This window comes from Streptomyces liliiviolaceus, assembly GCF_018070025.1.
In the GTDB taxonomy this organism is placed as follows: domain Bacteria; phylum Actinomycetota; class Actinomycetes; order Streptomycetales; family Streptomycetaceae; genus Streptomyces; species Streptomyces liliiviolaceus.
Window position 1 is genome coordinate 5335505 of the sequence record NZ_JAGPYQ010000001.1, and the last position, 23209, is coordinate 5358713.

Consider the following 23209-nt stretch of genomic DNA (forward strand, 5'->3'; position numbering starts at 1 on the left):
CTGCTCCCGGCGGAAGAACCGACATTCCCAGTGAAGCGCTGTGAACTGCGAAGACGTTAGAAGTATCCTCGCCTCCTCTTGCACAATCCTCCCGGCGCTCCTCAGCTCCGCCCGCTCAGGGAAGGACGCCCGCGGGAGCGTCCGCCGGAGTGCGTACGGCGTCGCGCAGGCGGGCCGCGTCCTGGCTCGGGGGCGCGCCGAACTGGCGGCGGTACTCACGGCTGAACTGTGACGGGTTGTCGTAGCCGACGCGCCGGCCGACTCCGGTGACCTCGCCCGGGTGGGTGGCGAGCAGCAGCCGGGCCTCCTGCAGCCGGATCTGCTTCTGGAACTGGATGGGACTCAACGCCGTCACCGCCTGGAAGTTGCGGTAGAAGGCGGAGGCGCTCATGCCCGACATCCGTGCCACGTCCTCGACCCGGAAGGGTTCCGCGTAGTGCTCGCGGATCCAGCCGACAGCCCGGGAGACATGGCTCAACCGGCTGTCGGCGAGGCCGAGTTGACGGACCGTCGCACCCTGCTCGCCGGTGATCACGCGCCACAGGATCTCGCGCTTGACGAGCGGGGCCAGTACGGCGCGGTCGCGGGGCTCGTCGAGCAGGCGCACCATCCGGACCACCGCGTCGAGCAGCGCGGGCGAGGCGTCGCTGACGGCCATCGCCGACGGCGCTCCACCGTCCGAGCGGGGGTTGCCTCCGGGACCGGCCCGCAACAGCAGTTCGGCGACGGCGGACGGTTCCAGGGTGAGCCCGAAGCCGAGAGCCGGCTGATCCGGTTCGACCCGGAGGAACTGTCCGGTGACGGGCAGATCGACGGACGCGACAAGATACTGCCCGGCGCCGTACTCGTAGACCCGGTCGCCCAGCGCGAGGCGTTTGGCGCCCTGGGCGATGACGGCGAGCACCGTGCCCGACATGGAGGGCGCCGGCGGATCCGGCCGGTCGACCTTCGAGATCAGGACGCCGTCGATGGCGGTGGTCCAGTCGGGCCGTGCGTGCCGCGCCAGCAGAGTCCGGAGCTCTTCGAAACACATGGGTCCATTGCAGCACCATTCGGCCTCCTCGCTCCGGCCGCCGCGAGGATCGTGCAAGCAGCGACGAGCATCGTTCTAACGTTTCCGCAGGTCAGCTCGGTTCAATGGAATCACCGCAGCACACCGTGCTCCATCGACCGAGAAGCTTAGAAGCACGAGAAGACCGAGAAGACCGGAAGGAAGCCGTCCGATGATCGCCACCTACGGGTTCAACGCCGTGCTGACCGCCAGGCCCGGCATGGGAGACCGACTGGTCGACCTGCTGCTCACCGGCCTCGACGAGGGCAGTCCCGGCGCGAGCGAACACTGCCTCGTCTACCTCGTCTGCCGTTCCGCGTCCGACCCCGATGTCGTCCAGGTCACCGAGGGATGGAGCAGCGAGGAGGACCACCACCGGATCTTCGCCGGTGAGGCCGCGCAGGCCATCGTGGCGCAGATCGACGGGCTGCTGGCCCACGAGTCCGCGTACACCGACTACGTCCCGGTCCGCGGCAGGGCCGCCTTCTGACGCGACCCCACGCCGCCCTGCCTGGCACCACCCACCAGCCCGCGCCACACGAAAGGCAACAACCATGACCACCACGGCCCGACCCGACCTCGACCCCGAACTGCGCGCCCTGCTGGCCGACATGCCACTGATCCCGCGGCTCACCCCGGAGGTGCTCGCACAGCTGCGCCAACTCCCCGCGCCGCCGGTCGAGTCGCTTCTCGCCGACCGGCAGGTCGACCGGCGCGAGGTCACCGTGCCCGCCAAGGACGGCGTCCCGATCCCCCTGTCGGTCCTCAGCCCCGCGAACGCCGAGCCCGGCACCGCCTCGCCCTGCGTCTACTGGATGCACGGCGGCGGGATGGTCATGGGCAACCGCTTCTCGCAGCTCGACATCCCGCTGGAGTGGCTCGACGCGTTCGGGGCGGTCGTGGTCTCCGTGGACTACCGGCTCGCGCCGGAGGCCACCGGTACGACCCCGGTCGAGGACTGCTACCAGGGCCTGCTCTGGATCGCCGAGCACGCCGGGGAACTCGGCATCGACCCCGGCCGGATCATCGTCGCCGGTGCCAGCGCGGGCGGCGGCCTCGCGGCCGGGGTCGCGCTGCTGGCCCGCGACCTCGGCGGCCCGGCGATCGCCGCGCAGATACTGATCTGCCCCATGCTCGACCATCGCAACACCACTGTCTCCAGCCGCCAGTTCGCGGACGGTCCCGGCGTCTGGACCCGCGGGATGAACGAGTTCGGCTGGCATGCCGTCCTCGGACACCTCGCCGGCCCCGGGGACCCCGGGGAACTCGGGGACCTCCCGGACCTCGGCGGCGAGGACGTGCCCCCGTACGTCTCCCCCGCCCTGGTCGACGACCTCTCGGGCCTGCCGACCGCCTACATCGACACCGGCTCGGCCGAGGTCTTCCGCGACGAGGACACCGACTACGCCACCCGCATCTGGGCCGCCGGCGGCCAAGCCGAACTCCACGTCTGGGCGGGCGGATTCCACGGATTCGACGCCCTCTTCCCACAGGCGGCCATCTCGGTCACGGCCCGCCGGACCCGTACCGACTGGCTCGCCCGGCACCTGGACCGGAGCTCGCACCGGAGCCACCCGGCATAGCCGTCGACGGCCCCCGATCGACCACGGCCGAAAACATGTGCCGCGGGTGAGGAACTCCCAGCAAGCAATGGTCAATTCAAGCCGTTGTCTTGTCACATCCATGACAACCTGTGCATCGGATGTCACTCTGCTGTCGAACGTTCACCCTTCGTTCACACCGTCACACCCCCCACTCATACATCCCCCGTACCCCCACGTCTCACGCGCCGCCGAGTTCTCCGGCGCCTCCGTGTGCACCTCGTGCTGCGCTTCTTCCCGCTCCACCCCCCTTTCGGACCGGCCGTACCCCGCCGGACCGCTCACCGCCGGCGTCCACCAGACGCCGGCCGTCGCAGGAGGAGAAGACATTGTCCGGGCCCCATCGCTTTGCCCACCGGCGCAGACGCGCCGCAGCCCTCGCCCTCACCACCGCGAGCTCGCTGCTCGTCCTCGGCGTCCAGGGCGCACCCGTGTCCGCCGCGCCCGCCGACCCCGGCTCCGGCCCCTCGAAGATCGTCGCCACACCGCGCGCCGGGGCCGCCCAGCCCGCCCTGTCACCCGCCGCGCGCACCGCGCTGCTCAAGAGCGCCACCGCCGAGTCCGGTGACACCGCGAAGCAACTCGGCCTCGGCTCCCGCGAGAAGCTCGTCGTCAAGGATGTCGTCAAGGACGCCGACGGCACGACCCACACCCGGTACGAGCGCACGTACGCGGGGCTTCCGGTCCTCGGCGGCGACCTGGTGCTGCATGTGAAGAAGGGCCGCACCACCACGTCCAAGGCGACCGGCGCCACCATCACGGTGCCGACAACCACGCCGAAGATCTCCGCGACCGGCGCCGCCGACAAGGCACTGGCCGTCGGCAAGGCGGCCGACGTGGAGAAGTCCGCGATCGAGGGCAAGCCCCGGCTCGTGGTGTGGGCCGCCGGATCCGCCAAGCCTGTCCTGGCGTGGGAGTCCGTCGTCGAAGGGGTACAGGACGACGGCACGCCCAGCGAACTGCACGTCGTCACCGACGCGAGCACCGGGAAGGTCGCCGCCGAGTACGAGGGCGTGCACACCGGAGCGGGTCACGGCCAGTACAACGGCGACGTGTCCGTCGGCAGCACGCTCTCCGGCTCGACGTACCAGCTCGTCGACGGCGACCGCGCCGGACAGCGTACGTACGACCTGAACCAGGGAACGTCCGGCACGGGCACCCTCTTCACGGATGACAACGATGTCTGGGGCGACGGAACTCCGGGCAACCGGCAGACCGCCGGCGTGGACGTCGCCTTCGGCGCGGCGGCGACCTGGGACTACTACAAGGACGTCCACAACCGCAACGGCATCCGCAACGACGGTGTGGCCGCCTACAGCCGTGCCCACTACGGCAACAGCTACGTCAACGCCTTCTGGCAGGACTCCTGCTTCTGCATGACGTACGGGGACGGCGCGGGCAACGCGGCCCCGCTGACGTCGCTCGACGTGGCGGCCCACGAGATGAGCCACGGTGTCACCGCGGCGACCGCAGGCCTGGTGTACTCGGGTGAGTCGGGCGGCCTCAACGAGGCGACCTCGGACATCTTCGCCGCGGCCGTCGAGTTCAACGCCGGTCTTGAGGCGGACGTCCCCGACTACCTGGTCGGCGAGAAGATCGACATCAACGGCAACGGTACGCCGCTGCGCTACATGGACAAGCCCTCCAAGGACAGCCGCTCCCGCGACTACTGGGACGCCTCGCTGGGCAGCATCGACGTCCACTACTCCTCCGGTCCCGCGAACCACTTCTTCTACCTGCTGTCCGAGGGCAGCGGCGCGAAGACCGTGAACGGGGTCGCCTACGACAGCCCGACCGTCGACGGCGTGCCGGTGGCGGGCATCGGCATCGAGAACGCGGCCGACATCTGGTACCGCGCGCTGTCGACGTACATGACCTCGACGACCAACTACGCGGCCGCCAGGACCGCGACGCTGCAGGCCGCGACCGACCTCTTCGGGGCCTACAGCGACACCTACCTCGCCGTCGCCGCCGCCTGGGCGGGCATCAACGTCGGCGACCGCATCGCGCTCGGGACCAACCTCTCCCCGATCGGCGACCAACTCTCCGGCGTCGGCCAGGACGTGTCCCTGCAGATCGAGGCCTACACCACCAACTCGGACTCGCCCCTGACCTACGAGGTCACCGGCCTGCCCGACGGTCTGACCGCGAGCGACGGCGGACTGATCTCCGGCGTGCCGACCGCCACCGGCACCAGCGAGGTGACCGTGACGGTCACCGACGGCACGGGCTCGACCGCCTCCGACACCTTCGAGTGGCGCGTGGCGAACATCTACGGCAGCTCCACCCGTGTCGACATCCCCGACAACGGTGCCGCGGTCGAGTCGCCCATCACCATCACGGGCCGCTCGGGCAACGCCTCGGCGACCACCGAGGTGTACGTCAACATCGTCCACACCTACCGGGGCGACCTGACGGTCGATCTGGTGGGCCCCGACGGAACCGTGTACTCGCTGCTGAACCGCAGCGGGGGTTCCGCGGACAACGTGGACCAGACCTTCACGGTGAACGCCTCGGCGCAGCCGGTCGACGGCACGTGGAAGCTGCGGGTGCGTGACGTGGCGGCGATCGACGTGGGCTACATCCAGCAGTGGCGCATCACTCCCTGACGCCCACTGACACCCTGGGCGCCCTCTGACGCCCTGTCGACATGACAGCCCGCCCGCTCGGACCGTGCCATGGTCCGGGCGGGCGGTGCCGTGTGTGCGGGCCACCGGCTCCTACCTCCGCGCCCCGAGCCGTTCCGGTGCGGTCGTGTAGGGGAGGCCGTCGAGCGGGAGGTCGGTGAGGAAGCGCAGGACCAGGTCCGCGTACTCGGCTTCCCGTTCCAGGTGGACCATGTGGTCGGCGTCGCGGACCAGCAGGAAGGTCGAGTCGGCGATGGCGGCCGCCACGGCACGGTTCTCGTCCGGTGTGCTGACGTCGTCGTGCTCGCCGGTGAACACCAGCGCGCGCACCGCGTCGACGGTCTCGGCCGGAAGCGGGTCCGAGGCGAGCAGACGGCGGTGGCAGACGGCGTGGCGGCGGGCCTCGGCCGGGGTGATGCGGGCGAACTGCCGGTGCAGCATCCGTGCCACGGTGGCAGCTTGGGAGACCTGGTCCCGCAGGGCGGTGTTCAGCAGCGTGGCGACGGCGCGGCCCGCGATCTCCTGCGAGCCGGAGTCCGAGAGCGACCCGTCGATGTCGTCCGCGAGCGCGGCGCGGGCACTCCACACCTCCTCGCAGTCGGAGACCAGGCGCGGGTTCATCCGGTGCGTGGCACCCGCCAGGACCAGCCGTGCGACCCGGGCCGGCCGGCTCAGGGCGGCGCGGTAGGCGATCGGCGCGCCGTACGAGGCCCCCAGGAGGTTGATCCGGTCGAACCCGAGCCGGTCGGTGACCCGCAGGGCGGCCTCGGCGAGCGCGTCGAAGCCCTGTTCGGCGGGCAGGTCGTCGGCCGTTCCGACGCCGGGCAGGTCGACGAACACCAGCGGCATGTGCGCGCTGAGTCTGCGCTCCAGCCGGGGCCACGCGTACATGTCCTGGAGGGCGCCGCCGAGCAGGAGCAGGGGTTCGGTGACCGGGGGCCGGTCCGAGGTGATGACGCGGCAGGTGTAGCGCAGGCCGCGCCATTCCAGGGGTACCAGCTCCTCCCTGGTCTCCTCCGGCGCGGTCCACTCGGGCGCATTCCACACGGAGGGGACGGTCGCCATCACGGCTTCCCGGCGGCTCGGCTCGCGATGAGGTCGGCCAGGGCGTTGACGGTGGGGGCGCACGACAGTTCGTCCTCGGTGAGGAACAGGCCCATGCGGTCCTCCAGTTGCATGGACAGCACGGTCACGGCCATGGAGTCGATGCCGGCGTCGGCCAGGGTGGCGTCGGCGGTGATGGGCGCGGGGGGCAGGCCCGCCTGCGCCGTGAGGATGCCTTTGAGTTCTTCCAGCACGTGCTTCGTTTCCTTACGTTCCTGGGCAGATGGATCTCTACAGCTCCGCGGTGATGCCCGGGGGCCATACGAGGCTGGTGGCGGCCCAGGCGAGCCCGCTGCCGAAAGCGACAACGAGCACGCGGTGCCCAGGTTTCAGCTGCCCCTCGTCCGCGGCGTGGGCGAGCAGCAACGGGACGGAGGCCGCCGCGGTGTTGCCGACGTGGGCGATGTTCGAGGGGGTTCGCTCGGGCGGGATGCCGAGAGCGTCGGCCACGGAGGCGGCGATGCGCCCGTTGGCCTGGTGGACGATCAGCCGGTCGACCTCGTCGAGCGTCCAGCCAGCGGCCTCCACCGCCTCCCGGGCGGCCTGGGTCATACGGCGCACCGCGTGCCGGAAGACCTCGTTTCCGCGCATGTGAACGAAGAAGTCACTCGCGGGCGCGGTGTCCCGCCGGTCGCGTTCGCGGGCTCCGCCGGCCGGGATGACGATGGCGTCGGCGAGCGAACCGTCGCTTCCCCAGGCGAAGGATCCGAGGCTGCCGTCCTGTCCCGCGAGTCCGGCCTCCAGGACCATGGCTCCGGCGCCGTCGCCGAAGAGCGGGGCCGTCGCGCGGTCGTCGGAGTCGATGATGGCGGACATCGTCTCCGCGCCCACGACGAGGACCCTGCGGGCGCTGCCCGCGCTGATGAGGCCGGCGGCGACGGCCGACGCGTACACGAATCCCGCGCAGCCCGCGGTGACGTCGAAGGCGATCGTGTCGCCCAGTCCGAGCCGGTGGGCGACCGCGGGCGCGGTGGCCGGGCAGTGGTGGTCGGGGGTGGTCGTGGCCAGGACGAGGGCGTCGACGTCCGTGACGCCGGCCGACCGCATCGCGCGTCGCGCCGCCTCCACGGCCAGATCTCCCGTGGACACCGCCGTGTCCGCGCGGCGACGCTCCTGGATGCCGATTCTCTCCCGGATCCACGCGTCGCTGCTGTCCAGCCGGGAGCACAGCTCGTCGTTGGTCACACGGCGGGGTGGAAGATGGGAGCCCACACCCGTCACCACGGCGGCCGGCCCCTGCGGTTCACGGAGTTCCGCACTCGAAACGTTCATTTACTAAGCGTACTTGAGTGAAGGCGGAGAGTTATCTGCGGCCCCGGCCCCTCACGGGGCGGGAGAGGGACGAGGGAAGGGGCTGGCGCGTCGGAGCGGCCGGCGCAAGGGAGTTCGAACCATCATGAACGGGTTCATATAGGCTGCGTACGCCGCCCTTTGTAGCCCTGTCCATCCCCGGGAGAGTCTTTCAGTGACCGTAGTGACCGCTCAAACCGAACCGGCCGTTCCGCCCGTCGACCAGGTGCCCGGACAGGCTGCCGCAGACACCGGGGAGTTCTGGGTCGAGCCCGGGACGTCCGCCGACGAGGTCCCGGCGGACGGGGCGCGCGAGGAGAGTCCGGCCGCCGGGGCGCACGCCGAGGTTCCGGCGGACGAGACGCACGCCGAGGTTCCGGCGGAGAAGGCGCGTACCGAAGCCGCCGAGGACGAGGCGCACGCCGACGTCACGCCGGAGGACGTGCCCGCCGAGGTCGCCCAGGACGCCCAGGACTTCGGGGCGTACGTGCGGGCCGGCGGCTGGGCGTTCGCGCTGAAGGTGGCGCGCAGCGTGCGGCCCGGCGGCGAGGCGCCGGGCGAGACGCTGAAGGTCTCAGCGAAGGTCTTCGCCGAGCTGGCCGGGTGCTCGCCCGAGCGGGTCATGCGCTACTACAAGGCGTGGGACAAGGCGGCCGACGACGGTCTCGTCCCGTACTTCGAGGCGCTGGCACCCGGCCAGGACGTGGAGTTGCCGGACTCCGACGTGTGGCACGCGTACTACGTCTCCCGGTCCAGCGCCTCCTCCGAGCGCGGCACGGCGATCACCGCGGCGGCCGAGGCCGAGGGCATCCGGCCGACGAAGGCCCTGGAGGTCGCCGAGAACCCCACCGCGCTGCGGGCGGCGATCCTCGCCGACCCCTCCACGGCGAAGGCGGCCCGCGCGGCGCTCCTCGACCGGCTCCAGGAGGACCCGTCGCTCCAGACGGAGTGGGCCCGTGACATCGCCCGCACCGACGACCTGAAGAAGGCGGTCGCCACCGAGACGCAGGCGGCCAGCCGTATCGGCTACGTCCGCGACATCGTGGAGAACGGCCAGGTCAAGACTCCCGCCGGGCAGACCATCGACGCCCCCGCCGAGCTGCGCGCCGAGGCCGAACGCCACCTCTCGCTCATCGACGAACTGGACGAGAACGAGGACACCAGTGAGTGGGCCTCCGAGGCGTTCGACTCGATGAAGGACATCGTCGCCCAGACCATCCAGGCCGATCCCGAACTCCGCCTCCAGGAACGGCGTACGAAGTTCTACAGCAGCCTGCAGAAGGCGACCAAGGTCTTCGAGGAGCTGACCTTCGACGACGCCGACGACCTCGACACCATCTACGAGGACGACATGCTGCAGCGCCTGGAGGAGCTCCAGGAGGCCATCAGCACCTGCATCACCACCCTGCGCAAGGCGGCGCCGGGCAAGTGAGCGTTCCGCCCCGACGGGGCGGAATCCTGTCGGCCGGCCGCCTCTCCGCGGCCGGCCACACTTCTCGAACAGTCGTCACTTCTCAAACAGTTGTCACTTCTCGAACGGTCGTCACTCCTCGAACGGCGCGGCGAGCAGGAGATCCTCCACCGTGGGCACCGGGAATTCGGGGAGGTGACGGCGGCCGACTTCGGCGAAGGGGTGCATGAGCACCGACATGGGTTTGGTGCGGCACAGCGAAAGAATGTTGTCGAGCGCGTCCTGCTTGAACCCTTCCCTGGGGAAGGCCGTCAGTATTTCCTCAAGGGCGTCGGGCGGAATGCGCTGAAGTTCGTTCCCCGAGAAATCCATTCCCGAGCCCACGCAGACCACCGCGATCTCCGGCCTCTTCCGCATGGCGATACCCGCGTTGGTGTGCAGGGCGATCGCGTCCCAGACGACCGCCACGCGTTCGGCCGGCATGTGCTGTTCCCGCAGGAACCGCTGTGCGGCGTCGGCGCCGTCGACCTCGAAGCGCTCGTCCGGGGTCTGGTACGCCTTGACCAGCCCGAGGTCGTGCAGGGCGGCGGCGACGAACGCGAGTTCCCTGTCGTAGGGGACGCCGCGTCGGTCGTACAGCAGGGAGCCGAAGAGGTAGGACCGCATGACGTGGTTGTAGAGCGTCCCCGAGGACACGCTCCGCACGAACTGCGCTGTCTTCTGCGCCAGTTCACCGGTGGGGATGCGCACTCCGGCCACGGTCCTGGGCAGGGCGTGCGGGGAATTACCGGCAGGGGAATTGCTCTTGTCGGACATACGGACAGCCTTCTCGTCGGCGGTTGATGCCACGAGCCTATGGACGGCGCCGCGGAGCAAACAGCGGCGAAAATGCCGATCGGCTCCGGATTCTCGCCAGAACGGTCGTCAACCGGCCTGGTCCGTCGCGGGAATGCGGTCGAAGATGTCCTTCAGCGTGTTCCGCATCCCCAATCGGAAGATTTCCGCGGGGTGTTCGCCGAGGAACGTGGTGTGCCCGAACACCTCCAGGACGACCAGGCCGTGCATGTGCCCCCACGCGCTCATGACGAGTGCGGTCAGGACCGGGGGCAGAGCATCGTGACCGGCCGGCGGCAACTGGTCGAAGAACGCCACGAACGCGGGCGACAGTTCGGAGGCGTCGACCGCGGCCAGTTGCGCCGGGGTGAAGCCGTCGAACATCTCGCGCTCGAAGATCGCGCCCATCCGGCGCACCGCCTGGGTGGTCGCGCCCTCGACGGGAGCCTCGTAGTACCGCAACGGCGTGCCGTACAGGAGCTGGAACCGCTCGGGATGGTCGACGGCCCACCGGCGATAGCCCTCGGCCGCGTCCACCACCCGTTCCAGGGGTGAGTCCCCCTCCGAGGCGTCGACGGCGGCCTGGACGGCGTCGCCCAGGGCTTCGTACGCCTTGGTGATGAGGGCCGTGACCAGCTCGTCCCTGCTCGGGAAGTAGTGGTAGAGCGCCTGCACGGTCATGCCCAGGCTCCGGGCGACGGCACGCAGCGACAGGGCCGCGGGGCCGCTCTCGGCGATCTGGCGCTCGGCCGCGTCCAGGATCTCCTGGGTGGCGGCCGCTCGACGCCGCTGACGCAGAGAGGGCAGGGCGGGCATGTGTTCGTCGACGGGCATACGGCGACCGTACGGCGTCAACTCCGCCCGCGTACGCCGAATTTGGAAACCGAGAGGAAAATCTGACAGTGTCAGGTGTACCGCACGCCGCTCAGCCGCGCAGCTCCGCGTTGAGCCGGGCCGCCTGGCGCGTGAGGTGGTCCCGTTCGGGGAGGCTCGGCGCGGAGAGGGCGGCCTCGGCGTAGAGCCGTGCCGCGGTCGCCAGGTCGCCGTCGCGCTCGTGCAGATAGGCCGCGACGGCCGTATGGCGGGGCAGTGAGGGGTCGAGCCGCGCCAGGGCGGTCAGGCCGGCGCGCGGGCCGTCGGCCTCGCCCACCGCTACGGCCCGGTTGAGGCGGGCCACCGGGTTGCCGGTGAGGCGTACCAGCTCGTCGTACCACTCGACGATCTGCACCCAGTCGGTCTCCGCGGCGCACCGGGCGTCGGCGTGCAGCGCGGCGACGGCGGCCTGCGCCTGGAACTCGCCCAGCCGGTCGCGGGCGAGGGCCGCCTGGAGGATGCCGACGCCCTCCGCGATCAGCCGGGTGTCCCACAGCCCGCGGTCCTGCTCCGCGAGGGGTACGAGCCTGCCGTCGGCGCCGGTCCGTGCCGGGCGCCGGGCGTGGTGGAGCAGCATGAGCGCCAGCAGGCCCGCGACCTCCTCGTGCCTGGTCCCGGCCGCGAGGTGGCGGGTGAGCCGGATCGCCTCGGCGGCCAGGTCGACGTCACCGGAGTAGCCCTCGTTGAACACCAGGTAGAGCACGCGCAGGACCGTGGCGACGTCACCGGGCCGGTCGAAGCGGACGTCCGAGACGGTCCGCTTGGCCCGGCTGATCCGCTGGGCCATGGTCGCCTCCGGCACCAGGTAGGCCCGGGCGATCTGCCGTGTGGTCAGGCCGCCGACCGCGCGGAGCGTGAGGGCGACGGCCGAGGCCGGTGTCAGGGCAGGGTGCGCGCACAGGAAGTACAGCTGGAGCGTGTCGTCGGCCGCCTCGCCAGGGCCGGGCACGGGCTCGCGGTCGACGCGTACCTCCCTGTTCCGCCGGGAGGTGTCGGCGCGGACGGCGTCGAGGAACTTGCGCCAGGCCGCCGTGACCAGCCAGCCCTTGGGGTCCCGCGGCGGGTCGTCCGGCCACACGCGCACGGCCTCGACGAGGGCGTCCTGCACGGCATCCTCGGCCGCCGCGAAGTCGGCTCCGCGACGGACGAGGACGGCGAGCACGGCGGGCGTGAGCGTCCGCAGCAAGGACTCGTTCACGGTCCGTCAGTCCGTGATGGTCACGCACGGGGACAGGAACGGGCGTACCTCCAGCCACTCCTGGACGGGTTTCCCGCCCGCGCCCGGGGCCGCGGACAGTTCGCCCGCCACTTCGAGCGCCCGCTCGTAGGTCTCGACGTCGATCACCATCCAGCCGGCGATCAGGTCCTTGGTCTCCGCGAACGGACCGTCGGTGACCGGTGGCCGTCCCTCGCCGTCGTGGCGCACGAACGTGCCCTCCGACGACAGGGCCTGGCTGTCGACGAACTCGCCGGAGTCTTCGAGCCGCGCCGCGAGATCACTCATGTACTGCGCGTGGGCCGAGACCTCCTCCGGCGTCCACCGGTCCATCGGCACGTCGTTGAGGGATGCGGGCCCGCCCCGGTAGTGCTTGAGAAGCAGGTACTTGGCCATGGTGTTCTCCCTGGTGCGGTACGGCCCCTTGCGGCCGCGTTCACTGCGAGGACGGAGCCGCGCGCGGGTTCTCGACATCACCCGCAGAAATTTTCTCCCGGACTTCGGGGACACCGCGGAAGGAGGCTACAACCGGCCGTCGATCCGGCGTGCGGGCCGGATGTCGGGCCGACAGGTGGCTGGGGGCTGTCGAGCCGATGGCGGTGAGTGGGATCGGCGTATCGCCGACGGGGGTTCAGGAGCCGGCCAGGGCCTTGCCGGCGGCATCCACGAATGCGTCGAGGTCCTTCGGCGTCCGGGAGGTGACCAGGGTGTAGCCGTTCGCGCTGTCGCTCACGACCTCCTCGTCCACCCATTCCTTGGCGCCCGCGTTGCGGATGTCGGTGCGCACGGAGGGGAACGACGTCAGCGTCTTGCCGTTCAGGACGCCGGCCTCCACCAGGGCCCAGGGGCCGTGGCAGATCGCGGCGATCGGCCGGCCCGACGCCGCGAACGCCTTGACCGTCTCAAGGGCCTTGCTCTGCAGTCGGAGCTGGTCGGCGTTGATGGTGCCGCCGGGGAGCAGCAGCAGCTCGTACGCGTCGGCGTCCATCGCGTCGAGCGTCGTGGTGGGCTCCACCGTCTCTCCGGGGTCCTTGTCGCCCACCAGCGTCCGGACGGGATCCGCGCTCACGGCCGCGACGGTGACGTCGGCCCCGTTCTCCCGGAGCCGGCGGACCGGTACCACCAACTCGTCCTGCTCAACTCCGTAGTTGGTGACGAGCACCAGGACCCGGTGACCGTTGAGCGGCTTGTCGGACATCTCGGTGGGCCTTTCTCTCGTGGCGAAGGTGGCGTGGTGTGTCCGTCAGGCCTTCGAGGCCTTCTCGGCGGCGCCCGTCTCGGTGGTGGCGTCGGCCGTGCTGAGGGTGCCGCCCGCGGTCTCCAGGTGCGCCCGTACGAACCACTGGAACTGCTCCAGGTCACGCAGCTGCTCGATCAGCAGGTCCTCGGTGGCGGGGTCGAGGTCGCCCGACGTCCCGACCGCGGCGCGGACGTCCTCGATCAGACCGGTGTACACGACGTCGAGCGCGCCAAGGTGGGCGATCGCGTCGGCCCGCTCCACGCTGTAGTCCTTCCACGAGCGCTCCTCGACCAGCGTGCCGGGAGTGCCGTGGGCGACGCCACCGAGGGCCGCGAGACGCTCCGCGACGTCGTCGGCCATGTCCCGCACGCGGTCGACCTGCGGGTCGAGCATTTCGTGTACGGCGATGAAGTGCGGCCCCACCACGTTCCAGTGGACGTGCTTGAGCGTGAGGTGGAGATCGTTGAGGGCGTGCAGCCGCAGTTGCAGCAGCTCGATGAGCGTGGAGGCGTTCTCCACCGTGAGGCCCGGGACGGTGTAGCGGGGGGTGGCCTGGGAAGCCATGTCGGTGTCTCCTGTCTCGTGACTTCTGTACAGTCCGTACGTTTCATGTGGCGTGCACATCGCGTACGGCTCATAGGTTGCGTACGGGTACGTCTCATACGGAATTGCCCCCTCCCGGTACCCCTGCTGTGCGAACGCAATCCACCCCGGCCCCATCCGAACCGTCGGGCACGGCGGCGGCCCCGGGGCACGGGGAGACGCGAGGCCGCGATGATCAACGCTTCTCGGGTGCCGTAGCCTCGAACGGAGATCACTTCTTGAGGGAGGCCGCGTGGACGAGGCGGAGTCCGGGAGCTGTTGCGCGCCCTCGGTCGACCGGGGCGCGGCGGGACTCTCCCTCGGGCCGACGGTCCGCGCCACCGCGGACCGCGCACCGGACGGGGCACCGGACGGGGCACGGGACGGGGTACGGGGCCAGGACCGGAGCCGGGACCGGGGGCAGAGCCCGCGCGGGAGCCAGGGCCAGGAGGACCCGGGCCGGGAGCGGGACGCGAGCGTGCTGCTGGGCGGCGGCTCCTTCCTGATGGGGACCCAGGACACGGACGGCTTCCCCGACGACGGCGAGGGACCGGTGCGCGAGGTCGTCCTCTCGCCCTTCCGGATCGACGCCTGCGCCGTGACCAACGACCGGTTCGCCCGGTTCGCCGAGGCGACCGGTCACGTCACCGAGGCGGAGCGCTTCGGCTGGTCGTTCGTCTTCGCCGGATTCCTGCCCGCCGCTCTGCGGCGCGGCGCGGCCCGGCCGCCGCAGACGCCCTGGTGGTGCGGGGTCGAGGGCGCGACCTGGCGGACCCCGGAGGGGCCGGGCAGTTCGGTGGCCGACCGCGGCGACCACCCCGTGGTGCACCTCTCCTGGAACGACGCCGTCGCCTACTGCCGCTGGGCCGGGGCGCGGCTGCCCACCGAGGCCGAGTGGGAGTACGCCGCGCGGGGCGGCCTCGTACAGAACCGCTACCCGTGGGGGAACGAGCTGACACCCGAGGGCGAGCACCGCTGCAACATCTGGCAGGGGCACTTCCCGACCAAGAACACCGCCGAGGACGGCTACCGGGGCACGGCTCCGGTGGACGCGTACGAGCCCAACGGCCACGGGCTCCACAACATGGCCGGGAACGTGTGGGAGTGGTGCGCCGACCGGTGGGGCACGCGGCACTCCGAGCGTCCGCGCACCGATCCGAAGGGCCCCTCGCAGGGCACGTCGCGCGTCATGCGGGGTGGCTCGTACCTCTGCCACAGCTCGTACTGCAACCGCTACCGCGTCGCCGCCCGTACGGCCAACACGCCCGACAGCAGCACGGGGAACCTCGGCTTCCGCTGCGCGTGGGACGCCTGAGGACCCGGCCCGGGCGACCTTGCACGACGCGGCCGGCCCTCGCCCGGTGACCGCAACATTGCAGCCTCATGAAACGTGACCGTCTCACGGAACGACCCTCAACACCCCTCTGAACTGCATGTTCATGGCCGTGCGGAGCCCGACCCCAGGTTCACTGATTTATTCCGGACTGTTGACGTAAAAGCTGCGGAGTCCGCATCCTGTGCCCCATGGCACACGACCACGAGGGTCCGCTGGCACGGCTGCGCCGTGGTCACGAGGAACTCGTCCTGCGGCAGATGCGCACCCACGGCCCGCTCAACAGGGCCGACCTGGGGCGGCTGACAGGGCTGTCCCGTACGACCCTGTACGACATCGTGTCCGCCCTGGTGGACAGCGGAGCGGTCGTGGCCACGGCTCCCGTCCCCGCCGAGCGCCGCCGCGGCCGGCCGGTCGAGACCCTGACCCTCCACCGGGACGCGGGCCAGGCCATCGGCATCGACTTCGCACGGCGCGCTGTGCACGTCGCCGCGGTCAACGTCGCCCACGAGGTGATCGGTTCCGCGAGCGCCCCGCACGGTGCGGGTCTGTCCTGGGAGAAGCGGGTCGACCTCGCCGCCCGGCTGGTCGGCGGACTCGCCGGGGGCACCCTGCGCCTCGGGGCGCTCAGCGGCATCGGCGTGGGCGTGGTCGGACCGGTGCACGACGCCCTCCCGACCGATGCCTCCGCCACCGACGGCTCCTCGGTCACCGGCGCCGCGAGCAGCACGCCCCGGCCCCACGAGGACCTGCCGGTGCTGCTGCGCAAACGTTTCGGCGTACCCGTGCTGCTCGACAACAACACCCGGCTCGCGGCGCTGGCCGAGGCGACCTGGGGAGCGGCGGCCGGTGTCCAGGACGTGCTCTATCTGCGGTTGTCGCACGGCGTCGGCGGAGGGCTGGTCGTCGGCGGCGCCCTGCACCGGGGTGCCCGCGGACTGTCCGGCGAGTTCGGCCACATCACGGCCGAACCTGACGGGCGCCGATGTTCGTGCGGCAAGGACGGCTGTCTGGAGACGGTCGCCTCGATCGGCGCCGTCCTCGACGCGCATCCCGGCGCCGGTGATCTGGACGCCTTCCTCGCGGCGCTGGCCACGGATCCGGCCGCACGCCGAGTGCTGGACGGCGTCGGCACCCGGGTGGGGACCGTCCTCGCGGCCGTGTGCAACGCGGTCGGCCCCCATGTCACGGTGCTCGGCGGCGAACTCGCCGAGGCCGGACCCGCCCTCTTCGAACCCGTCGAGCGCGCCCTGTCCGCCCATCTGATGCCGGTCTCCCGGCCGGACATCGATCTACGGCCGGCCACGCTCGGCGAGGTGGGCGGCGCGCTCGGCGCCATCGCGCTCGTCCTGCACGACTCCCCTCTGCTCACCCGCTATCACACACCGAACTCCGTGGAGTGACCGTGACCGTCCCCGCACCGACGAGGTCGCCATGACCGTGCTCACCGCACCCGACAAGCGCCCGGAGAAGACGCCCGCCGCGTCCGGCCGACGACACCGGCCCCGGACCGTGCCCCCGTTCGTGCTCAACCTGGCGGCACTCGCCCTGGGCATCGCCGTATGGGCCGTGGCCACCTCGGCCCAGCTGGTCGACGTGCCGGGCCCGCTGTCGGTCGGCTCCCGCGCCCTGGACATGGCGGGCGACGGCACACTCGGCGAGGACGCGCTGGCGAGCCTGCGCCGGGTCTTCCTCGGCTTCACCCTGGGCACCCTGCTCGCCGTGCCCGTCGGGTTCCTCATGGGCTGGTACCCGCTGGCCCGCGGCCTGCTCGAACCGTACGTGCAGTTCTTCCGGACCGTGCCACCGCTGGCGATCATCCCCCTCGCCATCGTGACCATGGGCATCGGCGAGACGCCCAAGGTCTTCGTGATCTTCCTGGCGGCGTTCCTGTCCAGTGTGGTCGCCGCGTTCCAGGGGGTGATCGGCGTGGACAGCACGCTCGTCAACGCGGCCCGGGTGCTGGGCGCCCGGGACCGCGTGATCTTCCTCAAGGTGGTCGTTCCGGCCGCCACCCCGTTCCTGCTCGTCGGTATGCGCATCGGACTCGGGGCCTCCTGGGCCACGGTCGTCGCCGCCGAACTCATCGCCGCGGACAAGGGCCTCGGCTACGAGATGATGCACGCGCAGACCTACTACGACCTGCCGACGATCTTCGTCGGGCTGATCAGCATCGGAGTGATCGGCCTGGTGATGGACCGCCTGCTGCTGCGCGCGGAACGCCATCTGACGGCCTGGCAGGAGCGACGATGAAGCCCTCACTCGGTAAGTCCGGCGTGTCCAGCACGTCCGGTGCCAAGATCTCCTTCCGGGCCGCCGGGAAGACGTTCCCCCTGAAGCAGGGGGAGTTCACGGCCCTCGACGAGGTGTCGCTGGACATCGCCGACCGCGAGTTCGTCACGGTCGTGGGCCCTTCGGGCTGCGGCAAGTCGACGCTGCTGAACCTGGCCGCGGGTCTCGCCGAACCCACCACCGGGCAGGTCCTCGTCGACGGAGCCGTCGTGACGGGCCCCGGCCCCGAGCGCGGTGTCATCTTCCAGCAGTACGCGCTCTTCCCCTGGCTCACCGTGCGCGGCAACGTCGAGTTCGGTCTCAAGCTCACCTCCCTGTCCGCCGCCGAGCGGCGCCGCAAGGCCGACCACGCCATCGAGCTCGTCGGACTCAAGGACTTCGCCGACGCGCTGCCCAAGACGCTGTCCGGCGGTATGAAGCAGCGCTGTGCGATCGCCCGGGCCTACGCGGTCGACCCCGAAGTCCTGCTGATGGACGAGCCGTTCGGCGCCCTGGACGCCCTCACGCGGGTGCAGATGCAGGACCAGTTGCTGGACACCTGGACGCAGGAGCGGCGGACCGTCCTCTTCGTCACCCATGACGTGGACGAGGCCGTCTATCTGGCGCGACGTGTCGTCGTGATGGCCGCTCGGCCGGGGCGTGTCCATCGGGTGATCGACGTGGATCTGCCCTATCCGCGGACCGAGGAGCTGCGGTTGTCCCCCGAGTTCGCCCGCATTCGGAACGAGGTCTGGCATGCGGTGTACCACCAGGAACCCGTGGCTCCGAAGGCTCCGGTGACCTGACCAGCCGTCGGCTGCGATTCTCCTCGCCCCCGCCGCCCCTACCCGTTCCCGTCAACGACTCGGGGCCGGCCCCCGAACCCCCGGTCCTCAGACGCCGGGCGGGCTGAAGACACTCCGCGCTCGTCCTCAGGCTCCCGGACGGGCCGTAACGAAATCCAACAGAACGAAAGGCTCAGCGCCATGAGCATGTCCCGTCGCACCCTCCTCACCTCACTCTCCGCCACAGCGCTCGCGCTCTCCGTGTCCGCCTGCTCCTCGGACGACGGCGACAGCGGTGGCGGGACCAAGATCCGTTTCGGGTACATCGCCGACTACAACGGGGCCAGTCTGCTGGCCATCGCCGACGACCAGGGTCTGTGGAAGAAGCACGGGCTGTCCGCCTCGTACAAGACGTTCGTCAATGGGCCCATTCAGATCCAGGCGCTGGGCAGCGGGGATCTCGACTACGGGTACATCGGTCCCGGTGCGCTGTGGCTGCCCGCCTCGGGGAAAGCCAGGGTGGTCGCGATCGACACGCTGACCTATGCCGACCGTGTGATCGCCAAGCCGGGCATCACCTCGATCGCCGGGCTCAAGGGCAAGAAGGTCGGCGTTCCGGAAGGGACGTCCGGCGAGATGATCCTCCAACTCGCCCTGCGCGACGCCGGGATGACGATGGACGACATCAAGAAGGTCGCCATGGACGCGCCGACGATCGTCTCGGCGTTCTCCTCCGGGCAGATCGACGGGGCAGGCATCAACTATCCGCTCATCGACACCATCAAGCAGAAGGTGCCGGACCTGGTCGAGGTGGCGAGCACCAAGGACATCGGCGGTTCGTTCCCCACCGCGTTCGTGACCGGCGGGAAGAAGGGGCCCGCCGAGGCGAAGGTCGTCAAGGTCCTCCAGGAGGCCAACGACTGGCGTGCCGCGCACCCCGAGGAGTCGGTCAAGCTCACCGCCGCGCTGCTGAAGCTGCCGGAGGACAAGGTGAAGGCGGACGCGAGTCACGTCGAGATGCTGACGACCGCCGAACTCGTCGCGAAGACGAAGGACGGCACGGTCGGCGAGTGGCTGGACGGCATGAGCGACTTCTTCGTGAGCACCGGCCAGTTGAAGAAGGCCCCGGCCGCGACCTCCTTCTACGCGGGTGACGTCTACACGAAGGCCGCCGCGTGAACCTCCTCTTCCTGATGACCGACCAGCACCGCGTGGACACACTGGGCTGTTACGGCAATCCGCATGTCGCCACCCCGAACCTGGACCGGCTCGCCACCACCGGCACCCGCTTCGACCGCTTCTACACGCCCACCGCCATCTGCACCCCGGCCCGGGCCAGTCTGCTCACCGGCCAGGCCCCCTTCCGGCACAAGCTGCTCGCCAACCACGAGCGCAACGTCGGCTATCTGGAGGACCTGGCCGAGGGCGCCTTCACCTTCCCCGCCGCGCTCGCCGAACGCGACTACCAGCTGGGCCTGGTCGGCAAGTGGCATGTGGGCACCCACCGCAACGCCGCCTCCTACGGCTTCGAGGGACCCGACCTGCCGGGCTGGCACAACCCCGTCGACCACCCCGACTACCTCGCCTACCTGAAGGAACGGGACCTGCCGCCGTACCGCATCACCGATCCGGTGCGCGGGACCACACCCAACGGCAACCCGGGCAACCTGCTCGCCGCGCGCCTCCAGCAGCCGGTGGAGGCGACCTTCGAGTACTACCTGGCGACCCGTGCCATCGAACTCCTGGAGAAGTACGCGGCCGACGGCCGCCCCTTCTACCTGGCCACCCACTTCTTCGGCCCGCATCTGCCGTATCTGCTGCCGGACTCCTACTACGACCTCTACGACCCGGAACTCGTCGAACTGCCCGCCTCGATCGCGGAGACCTTCGAGGGCAAACCGCCCGTGCAGCGCAACTACAGCGCGCACTGGACCTTCGACACCATGCCGCTCGACGTCACACGCAAACTCATCGCCGTCTACTGGGGTTACGTCACCCTCGTCGACCAGCAGATCGGCCGCATCCTCACCCGGCTCGACGAACTCGGCCTGGAGGACGACACCTCGGTCTTCTTCACCGCCGACCACGGCGAGTTCACCGGCGCCCACCGGCTGCACGACAAGGGTCCGGCGATGTACGAGGACATCTACCGCATCCCCGGAATCGTCCGTGTGCCGGGCCAACAGCCGCAGGTGCGGCGGGAGTTCGTCAGTCTCACCGACTGCACGGCGACCATCCTCGAACTGGCGGGCTGCGACCCGGAACCGGCCACCGACAGCCGCAGTCTGCTGCCGCTGGTGCGCGGTGAACACCCCGAGTGGCCCGAGGAGTTGCTCGCCGAGTTCCACGGCCACCACTTCCCGTACCCCCAGCGCATGCTGCGCGACGACCGCTACAAGCTGGTCGTCAATCCCGACTCGGTCAACGAGCTGTACGACCTCGAAAGCGACCCGCACGAGCTGACCAACCGCTACCCGGACCCCGAACTGGAGTCCGTCCGGCTGCGTCTGATGCGGCGTCTGTACGACCTGCTCCGGGAGCGCGGCGACAACTTCCACCACTGGATGACGTCCATGTACGACATCGGCGCCTCCGACTACGACCCGACCCTGAGCTCCTTCGAATCCCCTTCGAGCAGTGAGGTCTCACCCCCGTGAACAGAGTGAACCGCGTGAACCGAAGAGCGAGTCGCACCGCGCAGGTCGTCACCGTGCTCGCCGGTCTCCTGCTCGCGGTGCTCCCGCCCGCCGGGACCGCCACCGCCTCCCCCGCACGGGCGTCCACGTACACCAACCCGGTGACGGCCGGCACCGTCGACACCTTCCCCGACCCGGCGGTGATCCGCGGCAAGGACGGCTACTGGTACGCCTACGGCACCCAGAACCCCGTCTTCCAGACCCAGGGCCAGACCGCCGAACGCATGCTGCCGATCCTGAAGTCGGCCGACCTCACCCACTGGACGTACGCGGGCGAGGTGTTCACCCCGCAGACCCAGCCGGCCTGGCACGGCGGCTCCCGGCTGTGGGCGCCCGACATCCGGTACACGGACGGCCACTACAACCTCTTCTACTCGGTGCCGAACCAGGACACCGTCGGGGTGGCCACCGCGCCCACGCCGACCGGGCCCTGGACCGACGCGGGCGCCGTGCTCCCGGCGGAGAGCGGCTGCGCGACCGGTGACATCGACCAGGCGCAGTTCACCGACGTGGGCGGACAGCCGTACCTGTACTGGGGCAGCTACGACACCATCTGCGTGGCGCGCATGAACGGCGACCGCACCCGGATCGAGGGCACGGTCACCGAGGTCGCCCAGGGGCGGCGCATGGAGGGCGGTTTCGTCGTCCGCCGCGACGGCTACTACTACCTCTTCTACTCGGACGCGGGCTGCTGCGACGGCGCGTACAGCGGCTACCAGGTCAAGGTGGGCCGCTCCACCAGTCCGACCGGGCCGTTCACCGACGACCGTGGTGTGGACCTGATGTCCCCCGTCAGCAAGGGCGGCATCGTGGTCGGTTCGAGCGACCGCTGGATCGGGCCCGGCCACAACGCGCTGCAGACCGACCTGTCCGGGCAGGACTGGCTCGTCTACCACGCGATACCCGCCGACGATCCCGACCTCGACCTCGTACCGGGCATCGACCGCACCCTCAGCAGGCGTCCGATGCTGGTCGACAGGCTCGACTGGATCGACGGCTGGCCCGTCGTCCGGGCCGGCGCCGGCCCGTCCTCCGACGGCACCGAGGTACCCGTCACCACCTGGAAGGCGGGCAGCACCTTCAACGACGGGTCGCTGGACGGCTGGCAGGCGCAGGGCTCCGGTACGAAGGCCTGGGCGACGGCCGGCGAGCAGGACCCCGGCACCTTCGTCACCCACTCCGGCAGCGCCACCGATCCGGCCTACCTCGTCACCTCGGACAACGCCCCCGCCCGGGTACGCGCCGAAGCCGATCTCCGGGTCGGCGCGGCAGGCGGATCGGCGGGTCTGGTCCTCGCCTACAAGAACCCCGCGAACCATGTCGTGGCCTGGCTCGACCGGACCCGCAACGCCCTGGTCACCGACGTGCGGGTGAACGGCGTCAGCGCCGGGCAGCAGGTGACCGCGCTCCCGTCCGGCTACCAGTGGGGCGCCTGGCGCAACGTGGCGGCCGAGCTGCGCGGCAACCGCCTCACCGTCGAGGTGAGCGCGGACCGGCTGCACGACGCCGTGGCCACCCAGACCCGTAGCGTACCGGCGGCTGCCGCGCGGGCCGGGAAGGTCGGCACCGCCGCTCTCGGGGACGGAGCGGCCGCCGACAACGTGGGCGCCGTGAAGTTGTACGAGCCGGTCACTCGGCGCGTCGCCGACCCACGGCCGGGCACGCGACTGCGCGCCTACAGCGACGAGTTCGACTCCGCCACCCTGTCCTCCGACTGGAGCTGGGTCCGGGGACCGGCGGCGGGTGCGGCGACCGGCGGGGGCGTCCTGTCCTGGCCGACGCAGAACGCCGAACTGCATCTCGGCACCAACACCGCGTCGGTCCTCACCCGGCCCGCACCGGCCGGTGACTTCACGGTCGAGACCAAGCTCGACCTGGCGAACGGTCCGGGCAACCAGCAGGCCGGGCTGGTGCTGTACGGGAGCGACGACCGGTACTTCAAGCTGGTGCACTCGGTGCTGCCGGTGAGCCACACCGACGGGAAGGTCACCCATGTGACCGAGTTCGCGAAGGAGGGCGCCCGGCCCACGACCACACCGCCGACCGCCGTGGCCTACGGCCCGATGTTCGGCGGGCCGCCCGCGCGGACGCTCTGGATGCGGCTGGCGTACCACGCCGACAAGGCGGGCGGCGAGCACGAGGTACGGGCCGCCACCAGCACCGACGGCGTGCACTGGACCTGGACCGGCGTGTGGGCCCTGCCGGACGAGCAGGCGCTGCGCATCGGTCTGGTGTCGCTCAACACGGCCGGGGCGACGGCCCGTTTCGACTACGTACGCACCTATCGCGGCTGAC

21 protein-coding genes are annotated in these 23209 nt (G+C 70.7%); 11 read left to right on the forward strand and 10 right to left on the reverse strand.

From position 1 onward, the window contains the following. Positions 1-115 precede the first annotated feature (115 nt). A complete protein-coding gene (locus tag J8N05_RS23210) occupies positions 116-1033 on the reverse strand; it encodes an AraC family transcriptional regulator (RefSeq protein WP_210885499.1) in 918 nt (305 codons plus the stop codon). A gap of 190 nt (positions 1034-1223) precedes the next feature. Here J8N05_RS23210 and J8N05_RS23215 point away from each other — a divergent pair, with 190 nt between their 5' ends. The 3 genes from J8N05_RS23215 to J8N05_RS23225 all read left to right on the forward strand — a co-directional run bounded on the left by J8N05_RS23215 (position 1224) and on the right by J8N05_RS23225 (position 5261). Next, positions 1224-1541: a putative quinol monooxygenase gene (locus tag J8N05_RS23215; RefSeq protein ID WP_210885500.1), complete on the forward strand. Its 318-nt coding sequence runs from the start codon at positions 1224-1226 to the stop codon at positions 1539-1541. 64 nt (positions 1542-1605) lie between these two features. Next, the gene (locus J8N05_RS23220; RefSeq protein WP_210885502.1) at positions 1606-2634 is read left to right on the forward strand and encodes an alpha/beta hydrolase fold domain-containing protein; all 1029 of its coding nucleotides are present in this window, start codon (positions 1606-1608) and stop codon (positions 2632-2634) included. 347 nt (positions 2635-2981) lie between these two features. Next, positions 2982-5261 carry a M4 family metallopeptidase gene (locus J8N05_RS23225; RefSeq protein WP_247706423.1) on the forward strand — a complete coding sequence of 760 codons (2280 nt, stop codon included), beginning with the start codon at positions 2982-2984 and terminating at the stop codon, positions 5259-5261. 111 nt (positions 5262-5372) lie between these two features. On the opposite strand, the gene J8N05_RS23230 is transcribed toward J8N05_RS23225, so the two are convergent. Genes J8N05_RS23230 through J8N05_RS23240 form a run of 3 tightly spaced genes read right to left on the reverse strand, consistent with a single transcriptional unit; the run spans position 5373 to position 7655 of the window. Beyond that, positions 5373-6344 (reverse strand): alpha/beta fold hydrolase, encoded by a 972-nt coding sequence (locus J8N05_RS23230; protein WP_210885504.1) that lies wholly within the window; start codon positions 6342-6344, stop codon positions 5373-5375. Then, entirely contained in the window at positions 6344-6577 is a 234-nt protein-coding gene (locus tag J8N05_RS23235; RefSeq protein WP_210885506.1) for an acyl carrier protein, read from the reverse strand. The genes J8N05_RS23230 and J8N05_RS23235 overlap by 1 nt, the downstream gene beginning before the upstream one ends. A gap of 37 nt (positions 6578-6614) precedes the next feature. Next, complete coding sequence (locus J8N05_RS23240) at positions 6615-7655, reverse strand: beta-ketoacyl-ACP synthase III (RefSeq protein ID WP_210885508.1); 1041 nt, start codon at positions 7653-7655, stop codon at positions 6615-6617. A 193-nt stretch (positions 7656-7848) separates the two neighbouring features. Here J8N05_RS23240 and J8N05_RS23245 point away from each other — a divergent pair, with 193 nt between their 5' ends. Continuing rightward, positions 7849-9105, forward strand: coding sequence for a hypothetical protein (locus tag J8N05_RS23245; protein ID WP_210885509.1), 1257 nt, complete (start codon positions 7849-7851; stop codon positions 9103-9105). Positions 9106-9216: 111 nt separating this feature from the next. Here J8N05_RS23245 and J8N05_RS23250 read toward each other — a convergent pair whose 3' ends face one another. From J8N05_RS23250 to dps, 6 genes are all read right to left on the reverse strand, one after another. Then, positions 9217-9900, reverse strand: a complete 684-nt coding sequence (locus J8N05_RS23250) for an HD domain-containing protein (RefSeq protein ID WP_210885510.1) — start codon at positions 9898-9900, stop codon at positions 9217-9219. Positions 9901-10008: 108 nt separating this feature from the next. Continuing rightward, positions 10009-10752: a TetR/AcrR family transcriptional regulator gene (locus J8N05_RS23255; protein WP_210885511.1), complete on the reverse strand. Its 744-nt coding sequence runs from the start codon at positions 10750-10752 to the stop codon at positions 10009-10011. Positions 10753-10843: 91 nt separating this feature from the next. After that, positions 10844-11989: an RNA polymerase sigma factor gene (locus tag J8N05_RS23260; protein WP_210885513.1), complete on the reverse strand. Its 1146-nt coding sequence runs from the start codon at positions 11987-11989 to the stop codon at positions 10844-10846. A 6-nt stretch (positions 11990-11995) separates the two neighbouring features. Further along, positions 11996-12403, reverse strand: a complete 408-nt coding sequence (locus tag J8N05_RS23265) for a YciI family protein (RefSeq protein ID WP_210885515.1) — start codon at positions 12401-12403, stop codon at positions 11996-11998. A 235-nt stretch (positions 12404-12638) separates the two neighbouring features. Then, positions 12639-13205 (reverse strand): type 1 glutamine amidotransferase domain-containing protein, encoded by a 567-nt coding sequence (locus J8N05_RS23270; RefSeq protein ID WP_210885517.1) that lies wholly within the window; start codon positions 13203-13205, stop codon positions 12639-12641. 45 nt (positions 13206-13250) lie between these two features. Then, on the reverse strand, positions 13251-13811 hold the full coding sequence (gene dps, locus J8N05_RS23275; RefSeq protein WP_210885520.1) for a DNA starvation/stationary phase protection protein Dps: 561 nt from the start codon (positions 13809-13811) through the stop codon (positions 13251-13253). 496 nt (positions 13812-14307) lie between these two features. On the opposite strand from dps, the gene J8N05_RS23280 reads away from it, so the two are divergent. The 7 genes from J8N05_RS23280 (at position 14308) to J8N05_RS23310 (ending at position 23208) form a co-directional block, all read left to right on the forward strand. Continuing rightward, positions 14308-15144 (forward strand): formylglycine-generating enzyme family protein, encoded by an 837-nt coding sequence (locus J8N05_RS23280; protein WP_247706749.1) that lies wholly within the window; start codon positions 14308-14310, stop codon positions 15142-15144. A 209-nt stretch (positions 15145-15353) separates the two neighbouring features. Further along, positions 15354-16565, forward strand: a complete 1212-nt coding sequence (locus tag J8N05_RS23285; RefSeq protein WP_210885524.1) for an ROK family transcriptional regulator — start codon at positions 15354-15356, stop codon at positions 16563-16565. A 31-nt stretch (positions 16566-16596) separates the two neighbouring features. After that, positions 16597-17415, forward strand: coding sequence for an ABC transporter permease (locus J8N05_RS23290; RefSeq protein WP_210885525.1), 819 nt, complete (start codon positions 16597-16599; stop codon positions 17413-17415). Beyond that, entirely contained in the window at positions 17412-18239 is an 828-nt protein-coding gene (locus J8N05_RS23295; protein WP_210885527.1) for an ABC transporter ATP-binding protein, read from the forward strand. Before J8N05_RS23290 ends, J8N05_RS23295 begins: the two co-directional genes overlap by 4 nt. 180 nt (positions 18240-18419) lie before the next feature. Further along, complete coding sequence (locus J8N05_RS23300) at positions 18420-19397, forward strand: aliphatic sulfonate ABC transporter substrate-binding protein (RefSeq protein WP_210885529.1); 978 nt, start codon at positions 18420-18422, stop codon at positions 19395-19397. Next, positions 19394-20875 (forward strand): sulfatase-like hydrolase/transferase, encoded by a 1482-nt coding sequence (locus J8N05_RS23305; protein ID WP_210885533.1) that lies wholly within the window; start codon positions 19394-19396, stop codon positions 20873-20875. Before J8N05_RS23300 ends, J8N05_RS23305 begins: the two co-directional genes overlap by 4 nt. Before the next feature lie 14 nt (positions 20876-20889). Continuing rightward, positions 20890-23208, forward strand: coding sequence for a family 43 glycosylhydrolase (locus J8N05_RS23310; protein ID WP_210885536.1), 2319 nt, complete (start codon positions 20890-20892; stop codon positions 23206-23208). The last annotated feature ends 1 nt before the right edge of the window (position 23209 follow it).